The sequence below is a fragment of the Streptomyces sp. NTD107 genome (assembly GCF_059510435.1).
On the sequence record NZ_JCAJZV010000002.1, the window covers coordinates 750,333 to 769,974 of the forward strand.

13 protein-coding genes are annotated in these 19,642 nt (G+C 72.7%); 9 read left to right on the plus strand and 4 right to left on the minus strand.

Annotated features, from left to right (window positions below; genetic code table 11):
- Window positions 1-201 precede the first annotated feature (201 nt).
- From AC5WRL_RS07320 to AC5WRL_RS07340, 5 genes are all read left to right on the plus strand, one after another.
- Complete coding sequence (locus tag AC5WRL_RS07320) at window positions 202-1,497, plus strand: extracellular solute-binding protein (protein ID WP_496087479.1); 1,296 nt, start codon at window positions 202-204, stop codon at window positions 1,495-1,497.
- Window positions 1,498-1,511: 14 nt separating this feature from the next.
- On the plus strand, window positions 1,512-2,411 hold the full coding sequence (locus AC5WRL_RS07325) for a carbohydrate ABC transporter permease (RefSeq protein WP_496087480.1): 900 nt from the start codon (window positions 1,512-1,514) through the stop codon (window positions 2,409-2,411).
- Entirely contained in the window at window positions 2,408-3,262 is an 855-nt protein-coding gene (locus AC5WRL_RS07330; protein WP_496087481.1) for a carbohydrate ABC transporter permease, read from the plus strand. The genes AC5WRL_RS07325 and AC5WRL_RS07330 overlap by 4 nt, the downstream gene beginning before the upstream one ends.
- An 87-nt stretch (window positions 3,263-3,349) precedes the next feature.
- Window positions 3,350-5,671: a beta-xylosidase/alpha-l-arabinosidase gene (locus AC5WRL_RS07335; protein WP_496087482.1), complete on the plus strand. Its 2,322-nt coding sequence runs from the start codon at window positions 3,350-3,352 to the stop codon at window positions 5,669-5,671.
- A 62-nt stretch (window positions 5,672-5,733) separates the two neighbouring features.
- Window positions 5,734-6,729: an oxidoreductase gene (locus AC5WRL_RS07340; protein ID WP_496087483.1), complete on the plus strand. Its 996-nt coding sequence runs from the start codon at window positions 5,734-5,736 to the stop codon at window positions 6,727-6,729.
- A 188-nt stretch (window positions 6,730-6,917) separates the two neighbouring features.
- Here the strand turns inward: AC5WRL_RS07340 and AC5WRL_RS07345 are convergent, their stop codons facing one another.
- Complete coding sequence (locus AC5WRL_RS07345; protein WP_496087484.1) at window positions 6,918-7,922, minus strand: Bug family tripartite tricarboxylate transporter substrate binding protein; 1,005 nt, start codon at window positions 7,920-7,922, stop codon at window positions 6,918-6,920.
- A 79-nt stretch (window positions 7,923-8,001) separates the two neighbouring features.
- Here AC5WRL_RS07345 and AC5WRL_RS07350 point away from each other — a divergent pair, with 79 nt between their 5' ends.
- Both AC5WRL_RS07350 and AC5WRL_RS07355 read left to right on the plus strand, forming a co-directional pair.
- The gene (locus tag AC5WRL_RS07350; protein ID WP_496087485.1) at window positions 8,002-9,705 is read left to right on the plus strand and encodes a sensor histidine kinase; all 1,704 of its coding nucleotides are present in this window, start codon (window positions 8,002-8,004) and stop codon (window positions 9,703-9,705) included.
- Window positions 9,702-10,391, plus strand: coding sequence for a response regulator (locus tag AC5WRL_RS07355; protein ID WP_496087486.1), 690 nt, complete (start codon window positions 9,702-9,704; stop codon window positions 10,389-10,391). Before AC5WRL_RS07350 ends, AC5WRL_RS07355 begins: the two co-directional genes overlap by 4 nt.
- On the opposite strand, the gene AC5WRL_RS07360 is transcribed toward AC5WRL_RS07355, so the two are convergent.
- From AC5WRL_RS07360 to AC5WRL_RS07370, 3 genes are all read right to left on the minus strand, one after another.
- Window positions 10,364-11,317 (minus strand): ArsR/SmtB family transcription factor, encoded by a 954-nt coding sequence (locus tag AC5WRL_RS07360; protein ID WP_496087487.1) that lies wholly within the window; start codon window positions 11,315-11,317, stop codon window positions 10,364-10,366. The genes AC5WRL_RS07355 and AC5WRL_RS07360 overlap by 28 nt on opposite strands.
- 611 nt (window positions 11,318-11,928) lie before the next feature.
- On the minus strand, window positions 11,929-14,622 hold the full coding sequence (gene ppdK, locus AC5WRL_RS07365) for a pyruvate, phosphate dikinase (protein WP_496087546.1): 2,694 nt from the start codon (window positions 14,620-14,622) through the stop codon (window positions 11,929-11,931).
- 245 nt (window positions 14,623-14,867) lie between these two features.
- Window positions 14,868-16,115 carry an ROK family transcriptional regulator gene (locus tag AC5WRL_RS07370; RefSeq protein ID WP_496087488.1) on the minus strand — a complete coding sequence of 416 codons (1,248 nt, stop codon included), beginning with the start codon at window positions 16,113-16,115 and terminating at the stop codon, window positions 14,868-14,870.
- 138 nt (window positions 16,116-16,253) lie between these two features.
- Here AC5WRL_RS07370 and AC5WRL_RS07375 point away from each other — a divergent pair, with 138 nt between their 5' ends.
- Complete coding sequence (locus tag AC5WRL_RS07375; RefSeq protein ID WP_496087489.1) at window positions 16,254-17,705, plus strand: MGH1-like glycoside hydrolase domain-containing protein; 1,452 nt, start codon at window positions 16,254-16,256, stop codon at window positions 17,703-17,705.
- Window positions 17,668-19,632: an amylo-alpha-1,6-glucosidase gene (locus AC5WRL_RS07380; RefSeq protein ID WP_496087490.1), complete on the plus strand. Its 1,965-nt coding sequence runs from the start codon at window positions 17,668-17,670 to the stop codon at window positions 19,630-19,632. Before AC5WRL_RS07375 ends, AC5WRL_RS07380 begins: the two co-directional genes overlap by 38 nt.
- Window positions 19,633-19,642 lie beyond the last annotated feature (10 nt).

The window sequence follows — 19,642 nt, forward strand, 5'->3', positions numbered from 1 at the left end:
GGCTCTCCGCGGCGCCGGGGTTACCGCGGACGCGGGCCTCGGCCGCCCTCGGCCGCCCTCGGCCGGGCCGGCCGCCTCGGGCCGCCTCGGGCCCGGGCGGGGAAGCGGGTGTGTGCAAACCGTTGACGGCAACCGGCTGCCGTCGTAGCTTTCTTCGGCACCTGGCCCGATAATTTTCGGCGACTTTCCGGAAGGTGTGCGATGCGTATACGTACCCTGCGTGTCCTCGCGGCGACGGCGGCCTGCGCCGTCGCCGCGACCACCCTGGCGGCCTGCGGCAGCGGCGGACCCCAACGCGGTGGTGGCGACAGCCTCTCCGTGTGGGTCTACCAGGACGGCTCGACGGTCATTCAGGAGGAGTTCGTCGAGAAGTTCAACGAGACCTCCGACATCAAGATCAACCTCGTCCAGGTCCCCGGCGACAACTACTCGGACCGGATGCGCACCGCCATGGGCAGCCCCAACGCGCCCGACATCTTCTTCAACTGGGGCGGCGGCAGCATCAGCGACTTCGTCGCCCAGGACATGCTGGTGGACCTCACCCCGATCCTCGACGAGGACCAGGAGTTCAAGGACGCCTTCATCCCCACCATCCTGGACGCCGGTGCCGTCGACGGCCGCTACTACGGCATCCCGATGCGCGGCGTCCAGCCGGTGATCCTCTTCTACAACAAGACCGCGTTCGCCGAGGCCGGCGTCGAACCCCCCGCCACCTGGGACGATCTCCTCCACGTCATCGACGTGTTCATCGACCGCGACACCGTCCCGGCGGTCGTGGCCGGCGCCGATCCGTGGACCGAACTGATGTGGCTGGAGTATCTGCTGGACCGGCGCGGCGGAGCCGGCATCTTCGACCGGATCCGCAACGGCGACGCCACCGGCTGGGAGGACCCGGCCGTGCAGTGGATGGCCGACACCGTCAAGGAGCTGGTGGACGCCGGCACCTTCGGCAACAACTTCCGCTCGGTCAACTACACCGCCGACGGCGCCTCCACCTTCTTCGCCCAGGGCGGCGGCGTCATGCACCTCATGGGCAGCTGGGAGTACGCCAACCAGCTGGCCCAGCAGCCCGAGTTCGCCGCCGAGGACCTGGGCTTCGCCGCCTTCCCGACCGTCCCGGACGGCACCGGCGACCCGGCCTCGGTGGTCGGCAACCCCACCAACTACTGGTCGGTCAGCGCCGAGGTGGAGGGCGAACGCCTGGACGCCGCCCTGGAGTTCCTGCGGCTGGCCGCGACCCCCGAGTACGCCCAGGCCCTGATCGACAACGGCGACATCCCCACCACCGCCGACGCCGAGAGCCTGCTCGGCTCGCACGCCAACCCGGAGTTCGCCCGCTTCCAGTACGACATGGTGGCCGAGGCCCCGTCCTTCACCCTCTCCTGGGACCAGGCGCTTCCGGTCGGCAAGGCGCCCGCCCTGCACGAGGCCATCGAGAAGCTGTTCGGCGGCCAGATGAGCCCCGACGCCTTCGTCGCCGCCATGCGGGATCTGTAGGCGGGCCGGCCCCCGTGACCTCCGCCTCCCCGCGCCGTCGCACCGGCCGCCCAGGCATCGCCTGGGCGGTCCCCGGCCTGCTGTTCTTCGTCTTCTTCGCCGCCGCGCCCATGCTCATCGTCGGCTATCTCTCCTTCACCGACTGGGACGGCCTGTCCGATCCGGCCTGGAGCGGCACCGACAACTGGTCCCGGCTGTGGAACGACGAGGCCATGCGCCGGGCGATCGGCCTGAGCCTGCTGCTGACCCTGCTCACCTGGCTGTTCCAGACCCCCATCGCCCTGCTGCTGGGGGTCTGGGCGGCCGGCCGGCAGCGTACCCGCGCCGTACTGTCCGCGATCTTCTTCCTTCCGCTGCTCGCCTCCTCCGTGGCGCTCGCCCTGCTCTGGAAGACGATCTTCGACCCGAACCTGGGGCTCAACGCCCAGATCGCCGACTGGCTCAACCTCTCCTCGGCCGATCTGCTGGGCTCTCCGAACGGGGCGTTCGCCGCCGTACTCTTCGTCACCGCCTGGCAGTTCATCCCGCTGCACACCCTCATCTACCAGGGCGGTGCCCGCCAGATCCCGCGTTCCCTCTACGACGCCGCGGCCATCGACGGCGCCGGCACCGTACGCCAGTTCTTCGCCATCACCCTCCCCCAGCTGCGCAACACCATCGTCACCTCCACCGTGTTGATGGTGGTCGGCGCGCTGACCTACTTCGACACCATCCTCATCCTCACCCGGGGCGGGCCGGGCGACGCGACGACGATCGTGCCGTTCCTGATGTACCGCACGGGCTTCCAGGTCTTCGACCTCGGCTACGCCAGCGCGGTGGCCACCGCCCTCGTCGTCACCGCCACCGCCGTCTCGCTGCTGCTGGTGCGGCTGACCGGCTTCAGCAGGATGCGCAGCACCCGGGAGGGGATATGAGCGGCACCGAAGGTACGAGCCGCAGGCCGGCGGCCTGGCGCCGCGCCAACCTCCCGGCCGGGTTCGCCGCGTTCCTGTGGCTGGTGATCGTGGCGGTCCCGCTGTACATCCTGGTGGCCTCCACCGTGCAGAGCCGGGCCACCTATCTCGCCAACGGGCCGCTGTCGCTGCCCACCGAGTTCACCCTGGACAGCTACCGCCGGGTCCTGGAGGGCGACTTCCCGCGCTATCTCCTCAACACCCTGATCGTCACGCTCTGCTGCGCCGCCATCGTGATCGTGCTGGCGGTGACCGTGGCGTACAGCATCATCCGCACCCGGTCCCGGATGTCCCGGCGGATCTTCCAGCTGTTCCTGCTGGGCCTGGCCATCCCCTCCCAAGCGGTGATCATCCCCGTCTATCTGATCATCACCGAACTCCAGCTGTACGACACGCTGCTGGCGATCATCCTGCCCACCGCCGCGTTCTCGCTCCCGGTGAGCGTGCTGATCCTGGTGGGGTCGATGCGCGACATCGAGGAGGAGCAGTACGAGTCGATGGCGCTGGACGGCGCCGGCCCGGCCCGGGTGCTGTGGCAGCTGGTGGTGCCGATGACCCGGGGCGGCATCTCCACCGTCGGGGTGTTCTCCGCGCTGGGCGCCTGGAACGGGTTCCTCTTCCCGCTGATCCTCACCCAGTCGCGGGAGAACCGGGTACTCACGCTCGGCCTGTACGACTACATCGGCGAGTTCCGGGTGGACATCCCCGCCCTGCTGGCGGCCGTGGTGCTGTCCATGCTGCCGATCTTCACCGCCTATCTTTTTGCCCGCCGCCAGCTGATCAACGGCCTGATGGGCGTCGGCGGACGCTGACCCCCGCGCCCCGCGCCCGGCCCGCTCCGCGGCCCCGCCGTGGCGGCACCGCGCCGAACCCTCCCCCGTAAAGGAGCCTGAGCCCTCATGGAGCAGCACCAGCAGTGGCAGGACCCCTCCCGCCCGGCCGCCGAACGCGCCGCCGATCTGCTCTCCCGTCTCACCCTGGAGGAGAAGCTGGCGCAGCTCAGCAGCATCTGGCCCGGCTCGGACGGGGAGGGGGAGGATGTCGCACCGCTGCAAGGCTTGCTCACCGAGCCCGATCTGGATCTCGACGCCCTGCTGCCGCACGGCCTGGGCCAGTTGACCCGCCCGTTCGGCACCAACCCGGTGGAGCCGGCCGACCGGGCCCGTACCCTCGCCGCCGACCAGCGCCGGATCACCGCCGCCAACCGGCACGGCATCCCGGCGCTCGCGCACGAGGAGTGCCTGACCGGGTTCACCGCCTGGCAGGCGACCGTGCTGCCCACCCCGCTGGCCTGGGGCGCCACCTTCCACCCCGAACTGGTGGAGGAGGCGGCCCGGCTGATCGGCGAGTCCATGCGCGCGGTCGGCATCCACCAGGGCCTGTCCCCGGTGCTGGACGTGGTGCGCGACCCGCGCTGGGGGCGCACCGAGGAAACCATCGGCGAGGACCCGTACCTGGTGTCCACCATCGCCACCGGGTACGTACGCGGCCTGGAGTCGGCGGGCATCGTGGCCACTCTCAAGCACTTCGCCGGATACGCGGCCTCGCGCGGCGCCCGCAACCACGCGCCCGTCTCGATCGGGCCCCGGGAGCTGGCGGACGTGGTCCTGCCGCCGTTCGAGATGGCGCTGCGCGAGGGCGGTGCCCGCTCGGTGATGGCCACCTATGTGGACGTGGACGGGGTGCCCGCGCACGGCGACACCTGGCTGCTGACCCGGCTGCTGCGCGAGGAGTGGGGGTTCACCGGGACCGTGGTCTCCGACTACTTCGGCGTCACCTTCCTGGAGACCACGCACGCGGTGGCCGGCTCCCCGGCGGAGGCGGCGGTGCTGGCGCTGACGGCCGGGGTGGATGTGGAACTGCCCGCGGTACGGGCGTACGGGATTCCGCTGCTCAAGGCCGTACGGTCCGGGGAGGTCGCCGAGTCGCTGGTGGACCGGGCGGTGCTGCGGGTGCTGACGCAGAAGGCCGAACTGGGGCTGCTGGATCCGGACTGGTCCCCGGAGCCGGCCGCCCTCGCCGGTGACGGCAGGGGTGACGGTGGCGATGGCGGTGACGGCCTGGTGGATCTGGACCCGCCCCGGCTGCGCGCGGCGGCCCGGCAACTCGCCGAGGAGTCGGTGATCCTGCTGGCCAACCCGCGCGGCGTGCTGCCGCTGGCACCGACCGCCCGGATCGCGGTGACCGGCCCGTTCGCCGACGAGGCGGCGGCCATGCTGGGCTGCTACAGCTTCCCGCGCCATGTCGGGGTCGAACACCCCGAGTTGCCGCTCGGCGTGGCGGTGCCCACCCTGCTGGAGTCGCTGCGCGCCGAACTCCCGGGCGCGGCGATCGGCGGCGACGCGGCGGCGGTGGCAGGGGCGGACGTGGTGGTGGTCGCGGTGGGCGACCGCTCCGGACTGTTCGGGCGCGGCACCTCGGGCGAGGGCTGCGACGCCACCGACCTCGAACTCCCCGAGGGCCAGGGCGCGCTGCTCGACGAACTGCTGGCCGCCACGGAGGCGGGCGGCGGCCCGCCGGTGGTCCTCGTCCTGTTCACCGGCCGCCCGTACGCGCTGGGCCGCTGGACGGACCGGCTGGCCGCCGTCGTGCAGACATTCTTCCCCGGCGAGGAGGGCGGCCCGGCGGTGGCCGGTGTGCTCTCCGGCCGGATCAGCCCCAGCGGACGGCTGCCGGTCGGCGTCCCGGTACACCCCGGGGGCCAGCCCTGGACGTACCTCGCCCCGCCGCTCGGCCTGGTCGGCGACGCCAGCAACATCGACCCCACCCCGCTGTACCCCTTCGGGCACGGACTGTCGTACACCTCCTTCGAGTGGAGCGACCCCACGCTGTCCACCCGGACGACGGGCACCGACGGCGCCGCCGACATCGAGATCACCGTCACCAATTCGGGTGATCGCGCGGGCACCGAGGTGGTCCAGCTCTATCTCCACGATCCGGTCGCCACCGTCGTCCGCCCCGTCAACCGGCTGATCGGCTACGCCCGGGTGGAACTGGCCGCCGGGGCGAGCGCCCGGGTGCGGTTCGGCTTCCACGCCGACCTGGCCGCGTACACCGTGGCCCCCGGCCGCCGCGTCACCGAGCCGGGCGACCTCGAACTGCGGCTCGGCGCCTCCAGCGGCGACCTCCGGCACGCGCTGCCGCTCACCCTCACCGGCCCCGAACGCGTCATCGGCTTCGACCGGCGGCTGCGCTGCCCGGCGGAGGTGATCCCGCGATGAGGCGCTGAACGGCGCGCCCCGGCGTTCGCCCGCCCGGCCCGTACCGTCCTAGGCTTGAAGACATGGGCTGGACGGTACGCGACATCCCCGATCTCAAGGGCCGCACCATGGTGGTGACCGGCGCCAACAGCGGGTTGGGCTATGTCACCGCGCGTGAACTGGCCCGGCGCGGCGCACACGTCATCCTCGCCTGCCGCGACCGCCGGCGCGGCGCGCAGGCGCTGGAGCGGCTGCTGGCCGAGGTGCCGGAGGCGCGCGCCGAGCTGCGGCTGCTGGATCTGGCCGATCTGTCCTCGGTACGGGCCTTCGCCGCCGGCTACGGCGACCAGCCGCTGGACGTACTGATCAACAACGCCGGGCTGATGGCCGTGCCGTACGCGAAGACCGCCGACGGCTTCGAGACCCAGTTCGGGGTGAACCACCTGGGCCACTTCGCGCTCACCGGGCTGCTGCTCGACCAGCTGCTGGCCACTCCGGGCGCCCGGGTGGTGACGGTGTCCAGCCTGCTGCACCTGACCGGCTCCGGGGTGCTGCGGCAGAGCGCCGTCCAGACCCGGAGCCAGGCGCAGAGCCAGGAGCGGCACTACCGCCGCTGGCGCGCCTACGGCCGCTCGAAGGCGGCGAACCTGCTGTTCACCCACGAACTGGCCCGCCGGGTACGGGCGTCCGGCGCCGACCTGCTGGCCGCCGCCGTCCACCCCGGGTACGCGGAGACCGAGTTGCAGGAGAAGGGCCCCCGGCTGGCGGGCAGCGGCACGGGCCGGCGTATCGCGCGGCTCGGCAACCGGCTGTTCGCCTCCGACCCGGAGGTCGGCGCCACCCCCACCCTGTACGCGGCGACCGCGCCCGATGTCACGGCGGACTCCTTCACCGGCCCGAACGTGATGGGCGTACGGCGGCTGCGCGGCGGCCCGGGCGCCGGCTGGCGCGCCCCGTGGACCCGCCGCGACGAACTGGCCGAGCGGCTGTGGCGCCGCTCGGAGGAGCTGACCGGCGTACGGTACGAGGCCCTGCCGCCGGTTGGCGGGCACGCGGACGACGGCGAGGGCACCGCTTAGGCCGGCCCTTTCGGATCTCCGTGGATCGGGCACCTCGGTAGCCGGCGGCACCTCCCGGCCGAAGGCTGGGGGAGCCTCGGTGCGTTGCCGGACTGCCCGAAGGACACCACCGGGAGGGCACCCCGGCGCCTTGCGACGCACCGCATCCGACGACGCGGCCTGATCCACGAAGATCCAAAAGAGACGGCCTAGGGCAGCCGCTCCAGGAGCCGCCCCACCCGGGTGTCCTCCGCCGCCAGGAAGCGGCCGAAGCCCTCCCCCGTCAGATACGAGTCGCTCCACCCGTTGTCGCGCAGCGCCCGCCGCCACTGCGGGCTGGCGTGCAGCGCGTCCAGCACCGCCGTCGTACCCGCCAGCTCGCCCTCGCTCAGCCCCGGCGGGGCAAGCAGCCCGCGCCAGTTGGTGACCGCCAGATCGAACCCGCACGCGCGCAGCGTCGGCGCGTCCAGGCCGTCCAGCGGCTGCTCCCCGGTCACCGCCAGCACCCGCAGCTCCCCGGTGGCGATCGCGTGCCGGTACTCGCTGATCCCGCTCATGATGAAGTCCACCCCGTGGCTGAGCAGCGCCGCCAGCAGCCCGCCGCCGCCGTCGTACACGGCGGACCGCACGTCCTGGGGCGCGATCCCGGCCGCCTCGGCGGTCAGCATGAGCGCCAGATGGTCGGGGCCGCCGGGGCGCGAGCCGATCCCGGCGCGCAGGGTGCCCTGCCGCCAGGCCGGTACCAGCTCGGCCAGCGAGCGGTACGGCGAATCCGGCGCGACGATCACCGCTTCCGCCTCGTCCATCAGCCGGGCCACCGGGGTGGCGTCGGCGATGCGGGTCGGGTTGTGCGCCGCGTGGGTGTTGACGCTGCCCACCAGGCCCAGGCCCATCTGGAGCAGCAGCCGGTCGTTGCCCGCCTCGTGCACGAGGCGGGTGAGGGCGACGGTGCCGGATCCGCCGGTCAGATTGAAGACCTCCACCGCGTCCACCAGCTCGGCGTCGCTCAGGGTGACGGCGAGCGTCCGGGCGGTGTAGTCGTATCCGCCGCCCGGGATGTTCGGCACCATCAGCCGCAGCTCGTGGTGCGGGACCGGGCCGCTCGGCGCGCAGCCGGCGGTGGCCAGGGCGCCTACCGAACCCAGGGAGCCAAGCAGCAGGCCGCCGAGGGTGCCCGTGCCGCCGGTCAGCAGGGTCCGTCGTGAGGTGCTCACCGCCCGCCCTTCCACCCGTCGCCATTGAGGTACCTAGGATGCATCACCAGCGCATGTCCGAAGAAGGGAGGCGGAGCGAGTGATACCGGTACGAGATCGGCCGCCCCACCCGTCCCGGCTGCCCTGGCGGCCCCGACTGCCCCACCTGCCGCGCCTGCGCACCCCGCGTCTCACCCTCGCCGGCCAGTTCCTGGTGCTGCAACTGGGCCTGATCGTGGTGGTCCTCGTCGTCATCGCGGCGGTCACCGTCGCCCAGGCCGACGCCGAGTTCCGGCGCGCGGAGGGCGGCCGGCTGCTGAGCGTCGCCGAAACCGTCGCCGCCCAGGACGCGGTACGGGTCGGGCTGGCCGACGCCCACCGCCAGGGCATCCTCCAGACCGCCGCCGAGAACGCCCGCAGCGTCTCCAGCGCCTCCACCGTGGAGATCACCGGCACCGACCGGGTCGTCCTCACCGCCGCCGACCCGCGCCGGATCGGCACCGAACTGCCGCTCGGCGGCTCACAGGTGCTCAGCGGCCGGTCCTGGATCGGCATCACCACGGCCGGCGGCCACACCTCCCTGGTGGCCCACGTCCCGGTGTTCGGCGAGGACGGCCGCCTCCTCGGCATCGTCTCGGCGGGCCGCGACTACCAGAGCCTCACCGAGCGCATCGCCGCCGCCGCCCCGCAGATGCTGGCGTACCTCGGTATCGCCAGCGCACTCGGCGCGCTCGGCTCGTACCTCCTGGCCCGCCGCATCAAACGGCAGACCCTGGGGATGGAGCCGGAGGCCATCACCGCGCTCGCCGAGCACCGCGAGGCCATGCTGCACGGCATCAAGGAAGGCGTGCTGGGCCTGGACCGGCAGGGCAGGGTCACCCTGGTCAACGACACCGCCCGCGAACTGCTGCGGCTGCCCGGCGACGCGCCGGGCCGTACCCTCGCCGACCTCGGGGTCGAGCCGCGGCTGCACGACGTACTGACCGGGCGATCCGCCGCACACGACCAGGTAGTGTTCACTGCCGACCGGGTGCTGACCCTCAACCGGATGCCGCTCATCACCCGGGGCCAGTCCGCCGGTTCCGTGACCACCATGCGCGATCTGACCGAAATAGCCGCCCTCCAGCACCAACTGGAGACCACCCGCAGCGCCACCGACACCCTGCGGGCCCAGGCGCACGAGTTCTCCAACCACCTCCACGTCATCGCCGGACTCGTCGAACTGCGCGAATACCCGGAGGTGGCCCGGTACGTACGCGGGGTCAGCGGGGCGCACACCGAACGGGCCGCCGAAGTCATCTCGAAGATCGCCGACCCCTCACTCGCCGCGCTGCTGATCGCCAAGGCGTCGCTGGCCGCCGAACAGGGCGCCACGCTGCGGGTCACGGCGGACAGCGCGCTCGGCGCGGTCCCCGAGACGATCGCCTCGGACCTGGTCACGGTCGTCGGCAACCTGGTGGACAACGCCCTGGACGCGGTGAGGGGTTCGGGCCGGGCCGGCTGGGTGGAGATCACCCTGACGGAGACGGCGCGGGAGGTCTCGCTGACGGTACGGGACTCGGGGCCGGGTGTGGCCCCCGACCTCACCGAGGAGATCTTCCGCCACGGCTTCACCACCAAGGCCACCGCCCAGCACGCCACCCGTGGCCTGGGCCTGGCCATCACCCGGCTGGTGTGCACCCGGCGCGGCGGCACCGTCACGGTCGACGGATCGACCTTCACCGCCCGGCTGCCGCGCGACGAGGGGCGGGACGAGGGGCGGGACGCCGACCGCGACGCCGACCGCGAAGGAGCGGAGTCATGATCAAGGTGCTGGTCGTCGACGACGACTTCATGGTGGCGCGGCTGCACAGCAAGCTGGTCGAACGCGTGCCCGGCTTCGCGGTCGTCGGCGAGGCCCGTACCGGCGCCCAGGCACTCACGCTCGTCACCGAGCTACGCCCCGACCTGGTGCTCCTGGACGTCTACCTGCCCGACATGAGCGGCCTGGACGTCCTGCGCGAACTCCGCGCCGACGAGGGCTCCGACGTGGACGTACTCGTCATCACCGCCGCCCGCGAGGCCGAGACCGTCCGCGGCGCGCTGCGCGGCGGGGCGGTGCACTACATCATCAAGCCGTTCGACCCTCCGGTGCTCGCCGAGCGGCTGCGCGACTACGCGCGGCGCGCACAGCAACTGGCCGCCATCGCCGTACCCGGACAGGACGACGTGGACCGGGTGTTCGGCGGCGGGGCGCCCCGTACCCCGCCCCGGCTGCCCAAGGGGCTGTCCGAACAGACCGCACAGCTCATCCGCGACACCCTCGCCGCGCTCGACCCGGCCGCGGACCTGTCGGCCGCCGAATGCGCCAACCGCAGCGGCCTGTCACGGGTGAGCGCACGCCGCTACCTCGAATACTTCGTCTCCACCCGGCAGGTGGGGGTACGGCTGCGGTACGGGGCCACCGGCCGGCCGGAACGCCGCTACCACTGGGCGACGCCCAGCGAGTGAACGGGCAGCAGCTCGGCACCGAGCGGGGTCAGTGAGTGCAGCACCTCGTTGCCGCGCCGCACCGAGACCAGCAGACCGGCCTCGCGCAGGACACCGGCGTGCTCGCTGGCGGAGGCGGCGGAGATCCCGGCGCGGCGGGCCAGTTCGCCGGTGGTGGCGCCGAGCCCGACGCAGCGCAGCACCCGGGCCCGGGTCCCCCCGATCAGCCGCCCGAGCGCGGCGCCGCCGGGGGGCGGCGGGGCGATGTGCTGGATCGGGTACACCAGCACCGGGTTCGGCCCGTCGTCGTAGAAGGTCACCGGGTACCGCCAGCAGAAGAAGGACGGGATGAGCAGCAACCCCCGCCCGTTGAGCCGCAGATCGCGCGGCACCGGGTAGTCGGCCTCCAGGACGGGGGCCTCCCAGCGCAGTACGGGCCGCAGCCCGTGCAGCAGCCCCTCGATGCCGCCGGAGGTCAGATGCCGGATCCGGATGGCCCGGTCGGCGTCCACCTGGGCCTGGATGACCGACCAGACGGCGGCCGGGGCGATGGCGGCCCGGTAGTAACGGTCCATATCCCCGGCGACCTTGTCGAGCGTCTCCCGCTCGCCACCGGCGAGAGCGCGCACCCAGCCGGGCAGGGCCGTGGCCGACTCGGCGTCCAGGGTGAGCATCTCGGTGCGCAACTGCCGCTGGGACGTGGAACGCAGCAGATCGACCCGCTCCTCCCAGTCGCCGCCGGCGGAAACCGGGGTCAGGAAGTCCGGGAAGTAGCCCCCCAGCGGAATGAGCGCCCGCATCGTCTGCGGCAACGCGCGTAACCGCGCCCGCGCCTGACTCCGCCACCGCCCGTACGAGGCCGGACCGCGCCGGTCCCGGAAGCGCAGCGAGCTGAGCACGGTCTCCCACATCGGATCCGGCCGGTCCGCCAGGCGTATCCGTGCCAAGTCCTCCCCCGTGACATGGATGCGCAGCAACGAGCACCTCCCAGGCGTGTGACCATGGTTTTTCAGCGTACGCCGAAATCATTGGCCGCACCGGCGCTCCGTCCGCGAAGGTAGGGGTGCTCGGCGCCTCGGGGGACGGGGGGATCAGCGAACGGCCATGAGCGGCTTCCGCTGCTGACCAAGCCGCCTTCCTCAGCGGCAACCCCCGACAGCGCCGGGCTCACAAACCCACCGGTCTCAGACGGAGAACCCGGTGACCTTCAGGGGCGTCACCCGGACAGGGGGGCGTCACCCGGACCATCACCCGCCGCACCTCGGCCGGCTCGGGCAGTGGACCCTTGGCAACGTCACCTTCCCTTGCCCGAAGGACCGTTACGGATGGGCGCGAGCGAAGAACGCACGCGGTACAGGAACAGCCACCCGGCCCGGATCCTTCCTGTACGCAATCCCTGTGCGGGGGGGGGGAGGAGGGAGGGGCCGTCCGCTGACGGGCTGTTGGTGGTGGGGGCGGCGCCTCCGCACAGGCGCCGCCCCCTCGGGTCCCCGTGGTGGGGCCGGGATGTCCGCCGGGTGAGGGTCGGGGTGGCGGCAATCCCGGTGGCTCGGGCGCGCTAGTCGCCGCGCGCCGTCGCCGCCCGGCCTGCTTCCAGCCGGGCCACGGGGATGCGGAAGGGCGAGCAGGACACGTAGTCCAGGCCCACCTCGTCGAAGAAGTGCACCGACTCGGGGTCGCCGCCGTGTTCGCCGCAGACCCCGAGTTTCAGGTCCGGGCGGGCAGCCCGGCCGGCGCGGGCGGCGGCGCGGACGAGTGCGCCGACGCCGTCCTTGTCGATGGTTTCGAACGGCGAGACGCCGAAGATGCCCTTCTCCAGGTAGGCGGAGAAGAAGCTCGCTTCGACGTCGTCGCGCGAGAAGCCCCAGACCGTCTGGGTCAGATCATTGGTGCCGAAGGAGAAGAAGTCGGCGGATTCGGCGATCTGACCCGCCGTGAGTGCCGCCCTGGGGAGTTCGATCATCGTGCCCAGGGACAGCCCGAGGCTTACGCCGGTGGCCTTCTCCACCTCCGCGATCTCGCGTTCCACCTCGTCGCGCACGATCTCCAGTTCCTGGACGGTGCCCACCAGCGGGATCATGATCTCCCCGCGCGGGTCCCCGCCGGCCGCCCTGCGGTCGGCGGCGGCTTCCGCGATGGCGCGGACCTGCATCGTGAACAGGCCGGGGACCACCAGGCCCAGACGTACGCCGCGCAGGCCGAGCATCGGGTTCTGCTCGTGCAGGCGCTGGACCGCCGGGAGGAGGGCCCGGTCGCGCGGGTCGTCGCCCGTCGCCACCCGTACCGACAGTTCCGTCAGGTCCGGCAGGAACTCGTGCAGGGGCGGGTCCAGCAGCCGTACCGTCACCGGCAGGCCGTCCATCGCCTCGAAGAGGTCCGCGAAGTCCGCCCGTTGCAGGGGGAGCAGGGCGGCCAGGGCCGATTCCCGGGCCGCGTCCGTCTCCGCCAGGATCAGGCGTTCCACCAGTTCCCTGCGGTCGCCCAGGAACATGTGCTCGGTACGGCACAGGCCGATGCCCTCCGCGCCGAATCGCCGGGCGCGGGCCGCGTCGTCGGTGGTGTCGGCGTTGGCGCGGACGCCGAGCCGCCGCACCCGGTCCGCGTACCGCATCACCCGGTCCACCGAGCGGACCAGGTCGTCGTCGTCCGCCCCCGTACCGTGCTCGAAGTAGTCGACGACGGCGGACGGTACGACCGGGACCCGGCCGCGGTAGACGGTGCCGCTCGTGCCGTCGATCGAGAGGAGTTCGCCCTCCTCGATGACCTGACCGTCCGCCGTGGTGAACCGGCGCCGCTTGGTGTCGACGTCCAGGCCCTCGGCGCCGCACACGCACGTCTTGCCCATGCCGCGCGCGACCACCGCCGCGTGCGAGGTCTTGCCGCCGCGCGAGGTCAGGATGCCCTGGGCCGCCAGCATGCCGTCCAGGTCATCGGGGTTGGTCTCGCGCCGCACGAGGATGACCGCCTCGCCGCGCGCCGCCCACTCCACGGCCGTGGCGGAGTCGAAGACCGCCGCGCCGACCGCCGCGCCGGGGGAGGCCGCCAGGCCCTTGCCGAGCGTGTCGGCGTGCACCCCGGACGCGTCGAAGCGCGGGAACATCAGCTGGGCCAGCTGGTTCCCGGTCACCCGGCGCAGTGCCTCGCGCTCGTCGATGAGGCCCTGGTCGAGGAGTTGGGTGGCGATCCGGAAGGCTGCCGCCGCCGTGCGCTTGCCGACCCGGGTCTGGAGCATCCACAGGGTGCCGCGCTCGATCGTGAACTCGATGTCGCACAGGTCGAGATAGTGGTTCTCCAGGACCTCCATGATGCGCAGCAGTTCGGTGTACGAGGCCGGGTCGAGCCGTTCGAGGTCGGCGAGCGGCACCGTGTTGCGGATGCCGGCCACCACGTCCTCGCCCTGGGCGTTGGGGAGGTAGTCGCCGTACACGCCCTGGTGGCCGGTGGCCGGGTCGCGGGTGAAGGCGACGCCGGTGCCGGAGTCGGGGCCGAGGTTGCCGAAGACCATGGCGCAGATGTTGACGGCGGTGCCGAGGCCGGCGGGGATGCGTTCCTGGCGGCGGTAGAGGCGGGCCCGGTCGCCGTTCCAGGAGGCGAAGACGGCGCGGATGGCCAGGTCCATCTGTTCGCGGGGGTCCTGCGAGAAGTCCCGGCCGGTTTCCCGCTGCACGATCTCTTTGAACTCACGCACCAGGGACTGAAGTTCGGCCGCGCCCAGCTCCACGTCGGTGGCCGCGCCCGCCGTGTGGCGGGCGGCTTCGAGGGCTTCCTCGAAGAGTTCGCCGTCGATACCGAGCACCGTCTTGCCGAACATCTGGATGAGGCGCCGGTACGAGTCCCAGGCGAAACGTTCATCCCCCGCCTGCGCGGCCAGCGCGCCCACCGAGGCGTCCGACAGGCCGATGTTGAGGACGGTGTCCATCATCCCGGGCATCGAGAACTTCGCGCCCGAACGCACCGACACCAGCAGCGGATCGGCGCCCTGCCCGAGCCGCTTGCCCATCCGGCGCTCCAGCGCGTCCAGGTGCGCACTCACCTCCTCGCGCAGGCCGGCCGGCTCGGCTCCCGACTCCAGGTAGGCCCGGCATGCCTGGGTGGTGATGGTGAATCCGGGCGGGACGGGCAGTCCGATGCGGGTCATCTCGGCGAGGTTGGCGCCCTTTCCGCCGAGCAGGTCCTTCAAGTCCTTGTTGCCTTCGGTGAAGTCGTAGACGAGCTTCGCCGGCTGGGTGGGTGGGACGGACGGTGGAGATATGGAGGGTGGTTCCACGGTCTGCGTCACGAGACTCGACTCCTCTGCGGGACCCCCGGACGGGACCCGGGGGGTGGTGCTGTCTGCCCTGACAGCGGGAGAGTACCCCGGCAAACGCTCATCTGAGCGTCATCTCCATCATACGTGGGCCGCTGCACGCGCACAAAAGGTGAATATCCGTCGGCAAGAGGTACGAAAAGCCCCCGGAAGAAGGGGAAAGATTCGGTAAAGGGCGGGGCGGGGCGGCGTCAGCTCGCCGGTACGGCCGCCAGCCGCGCGTCCGCGCGGTCCGGCGCGTACAGGTACTCCACGACCATCGCCCCGGCCCCCACCAGCCCGGCCCGGTCCCCCAGCCGGCCCGTCACCACCTGGAGCTCCGCCGTCGTACGCGGCATCGCCCGCTGGTACAGCAGCTCCCGCACCCCGGTCAGAAACGGCGCCCCCGCCAGATCCCCGGCGATCACCAGCACCCCGGGGTTCAGCAGCGTCACCACCGTGGCCAGCACCTCCCCCACCTGCCGCCCCGCCGCCCGCGCCAGCCGCACCGCGTCCGGCTGCCCGATCGCCAGCTGATCGCGCACCCCGGACCCCGACGCCGTCGGCACCCCGGCCGCCGTCAGCTGCTCCGCCAGTGCCCGCCCGCTGGCCACCGCCGCCAGACAGCCGTACGAACCGCACCGGCACAGCGCGTCCGGGAACCCGCTCAGCCGGATGTGCCCGATGTCGCCCGCGCCCCCGTCGATCCCCCGGTACATCTCACCGCCCACCACCACCCCGGCACCGATCCCGGTGGACACCTTGACCAGCAAAAACGCCGAACAGTCGGGGTATCCCAGGCGCTGCTCGGCGTAGGCCATCACATTGGCGTCGTTCTCTATCAGCACCGGCAGCGGCAGCCCCTCGGCGGCGGCCCCGTGCTCCCCCGCGTCGCCCATATGGCGCAGCAGCGCCGCCCGCAGCACGTCCCGTACCGGATAGCCGTCCCAGCCGGGCATCATCGGCGGCTGAACGATCTCCCCGGAGCCGAAATCGACCGGCCCCGGCACGGAAAGGCCGACCCCGCCCACCATGTCCACGCCGGTGCCGGCCTTGGTCAGCAGTTCCGCGAACCAGGCGCCGAGCCGGTCGAGCACCACCGCCGGCCCGTCGTCGATGAGCAGCCGCCCGGAGTGCTCGGCGAGCACCTCGCCGGCCAGGTCGAGGACGGCCGCCCGCGCGTGCCGGGTCTCCAGGTCGGCAACCAGCACGACCGCGTGTGACCCGTCGAACTCCAGCCTGACCGCCGGCCGCCCACCCGTGGGATCGGCCACCGGATCACCGGCGTGCTCGCGTACCCAGCCGGCCCGGAAGAGCTGGTCGAGCCGGGCCGAGACGGTGGAACGGGACAGCCCCGTGATCCGCTGGAGCTCGCCCCTGGTGCCCGCCTGCCCCCGCCGGATCAGCCGCAGCAGATGGCCGGCGCTCGCCTGGGACTGGTGTGTGGACACGGGCTCCATCTCCAGTCGCGATCTGATGACGTTCGCCACTTCATCTTGTGATGGAGATATTACAGCGCTACTTTTGCGTGTTAAGTAGACGTAACTCTACGGTGTCCTCGACAAAAACGGTGACCCCGAACCTGCTCCGGAGTTCACGTGGAACGAGCCGACCAGACCAGCACCCTCCACCCCCTCACCACCGACGCGATCAGCGCGTACGACGGTGCCTGCCACGTACTCCTCGACAACTGGACCGGCTCCTCCACCGTGCCCTCCCGCGGCCTCTACCCGCACCAGTGGAGCTGGGACTCCGGCTTCATCGCCATCGGTCAGCGCCACCTGTCCCCGCTGCGCGCCCAGCAGGAGCTGGAAACCCTCCTCACCGCCCAGTGGGGGGACGGCCGGATCCCGCACATCGTGTTCAATCCCGAGGTGCCGCTCGCCGCCTACTTCCCCAGCCCGGACTTCTGGCACAGCACCACCGCCGGGCGCGGCGCGGGCGCCGGAGCACCCGCCCGCACCGAGACCTCCGGCATCGTCCAGCCGCCCGTCCACGCGCTCGCCGCCTGGCTGGTGCACCAGGCCGACCCCGACACCTCGCGGCGGCGCGGCTTCCTGGTGCGCGTCCACCCCAAGCTGGTCGCCTGGCAGCGCTACCTCACCGAGCGCCGCGACCTCGGCGGCCACGGGCTGGCCTCCATCGTCCATCCCTGGGAATCCGGCATGGACAACAGCCCCAGCTGGGACCGGCCACTCGCCGCCGTCCCGGCCGCCGCCCCCGGCTCCTTCACCCGCGCCGACCTCGCGCACGGCGCGCCCTGCGACCGGCCGACCGATCTCGACTACGGAAAGTACGTACGGCTCGCGCTGGACTACCGCGACCACGGCTACCGCGACGATCTCGCCCCGCACCCGTTCGCCGTCGAGGACCCGGCCTTCAACGCGCTCCTCATCGCCTCCGAGCACGCGCTCGCCGAGATCGCGATGGAGATCGGCGAGGACCCCTCCGACCACCTGGTGCGCGCCGAGCAGGGCACCACCGCAATGCGCAAGCGGCTGTGGGACGAGGACGCCGGGCAGTTCTTCAGCTTTGACGTACGGGCCGGGTCGCTGGTGCGCGAACGCAGCGCCGCCGGGCTCGTCCCGCTGATCGTGCCCGGGCTCCCCGCCGCCATCAGCGCGGCGCTCATCGACACCCTCACCGGGCCGCACTTCGGCCTCGGCGAGGCCACCGCCCTGGTGCCCAGTTACGCGCTCACCGGCGCCGCCTTCGACGCCAGCCGCTACTGGCGCGGTCCCGCCTGGTTCAACGTCAACTGGCTGCTGGAGCGCGGCCTGCGACGGTACGGGCAGCCGCGCCGGGCCGCCGCCCTGCGCGCCGCCATGCTGCGGGCCGCCACGGCGTCGGACTTCGCCGAGTACGTGGACCCGTACACCGGCGCGGCGCGCGGCAGCCGCGACTTCGGCTGGACGGCCGCGCTCACCATCGATCTGCTGGCCCAGGGCGCGACAACCGCAGCGGTGACACCCACCACCGAAACTACCGAGCCACAGGCCGCAGGGGGGCTTCGTGACCACCACCACGCACCACAAACAGCTCGTCCATGACGGGACCTTCGCGGCGGTGGGACCCTCCGGGGACATCACCGGCGAGCGCGGGGCCTGGCCGGACGGCCTGTTCGCGCGCGACGCCCGGCACCTCAGCCGCTGGCAGCTGACGATCGACGGCAGCACCCCGACCGTCTTAGTCCCGGCCTCCGACGAGCTGACCGCCACCGCCACCACCGTGGTCACCCGCCCGGGCAGCCGGGCGGAGGCACCGGCACACACCGTGTTCCGGCAGCAGACCGTCACCTGCGGCGCCCTGACCGAACGGCTGCGGCTGCGCAGCAACCGGGGCGAGGAATCCACCGTGCTGCTGGCGCTCACCGTGGACGCCGACTTCGCCGACCAGTTCGAGCTGCGCTCCGATCACCGCTGGTACGAGAAGCCGCACGCGGTGCGCACCCGGCACCTGCTGCCGGACGGCGTCGAGTTCGGCTACCGGCGGCGGGACTGGGTGGCCCGTACGGTGGTCACCGCCGAGCCGGCCCCGGACGCCGTCGAGGAGACCGGCAGCGGGGCGCGGCGGCTGTGCTGGGTGCTGCGGCTCCCGCCGCACGGCACCGCCGAACTGCTGCTGCGGGTCACCGCCCATCCGCACGGGGCACCCGATCCCAAGCCCGAGTCCGACATCGGGCCCGGCAGCGTACCGGCGCCGGCCGCCGCCTCCGGCTGGCCGGAGCTGGACCGGGCCTGCGAACGCGGGCTGGCCGACCTCGACGGGCTGCGGATGGCGGCCGGCGGCCTTGATGGAGAAACGGTTCACGTACCGGCCGCCGGGGTCCCCTGGTTTCTGACCCTGCTGGGCCGGCACGCCCTGATCACCTCCCTCTTCGCCCTGCGGGAGCGGCCCGGGCTGGCCCGTGGCACCCTCCTCGCCCTCGCCGCCGCCCAGGCCCGCGAGGCCGACCCCGCGCGGATCGCGCAGCCGGGCAAGATCGTCCACGAGGTACGGCACGGCGAACTGGCGCACTTCCGGCAGGTGCCGTACGACCGCTACTACGGCTCCGTGGACAGCACCCCGCTCTTCCTGGTGCTGCTCGACGCGTACACCGCCGAGCACGGCGACGAGCTGGCCGACCGGCTGGAGCCGCACGCCCGGGCGGCGGTGCGCTGGATGCTGACGGACGGCGGCCTGGAGGAGCACGGCTATCTGCGCTACCGCGCGGACGAGGGCGGCCTCGCCAACCAGAGCTGGAAGGACTCCGCCCGCGCCATCTGCTTCGCCGACGGCTCCCCCGCCAAGGGCGTGATCAGCGCGGCCACCGCCCAGGGGTACGCGTACGACGCGCTGACCCGTACCGCGCGCCTCGCCCGTACGGTGTGGGGCGACGCCGGCTTCGCGGACCGGCTGGACGAGCTGTCCGCACAGCTGCGGAACCGTTTTCTCAACGACTTCTGGCTGCCCGCCGACCGCTTCCCGGCCCTCGCCCTGGACGGCATCGGCCGCCGCGCGGACGCGCACGGCTCGGACGCGGGCCATCTGCTGTGGTCGGGAATCCTCGACCAGGACCGGGCCGAGGCCGTCGCCCGCCGGCTGCTGTCCCCGGCGTTCTTCTCCGGCTGGGGCATCCGCACCGTGGCGGCCGGCCAGGGCGCCTACCACCCGCTCTCCTACCACCGGGGCGGCGTCTGGCCGCACGACAACGCCATCGCGGCGCTGGGTCTCGCCCGGTACGGGCTGCACGACCAGGCCCGTACGGTGGCGGGCGCGGTCGTCGATGTGGCGGCGCGCAGCGGGTGGCGGCTGGCGGAGGTGATCGCCGGCTACGACCGCGAGGACCGCCTGGGCCCGGTGCCGTACCCCCACGCCTGCTCGCCGCAGGCATGGTCGGCGGCGGCCCCGCTGGCCCTGCGCGCGGCGGTGGCCGGGTCGGGGTCGGGGTCGGGGTCGGACGTCCGGGAGCCGGCCGCCGCGGTCCACACCGGATGACGGCCGGGGC

Bases quoted from the DNA above. Each gene is read 5' to 3' on its own strand.
- AC5WRL_RS07320 (WP_496087479.1), top strand. From the start codon at position 202: ATGCGTATACGTACCCTGCGTGTCCTCGCGGCGACGGCGGCCTGCGCC.
- AC5WRL_RS07330 (WP_496087481.1), top strand. From the start codon at position 2,408: ATGAGCGGCACCGAAGGTACGAGCCGCAGGCCGGCGGCCTGGCGCCGC.
- AC5WRL_RS07335 (WP_496087482.1), top strand. From the start codon at position 3,350: ATGGAGCAGCACCAGCAGTGGCAGGACCCCTCCCGCCCGGCCGCCGAA.
- AC5WRL_RS07340 (WP_496087483.1), top strand. From the start codon at position 5,734: ATGGGCTGGACGGTACGCGACATCCCCGATCTCAAGGGCCGCACCATG.
- AC5WRL_RS07355 (WP_496087486.1), top strand. From the start codon at position 9,702: ATGATCAAGGTGCTGGTCGTCGACGACGACTTCATGGTGGCGCGGCTG.
- AC5WRL_RS07370 (WP_496087488.1), bottom strand. From the start codon at position 16,115: ATGGAGCCCGTGTCCACACACCAGTCCCAGGCGAGCGCCGGCCATCTG.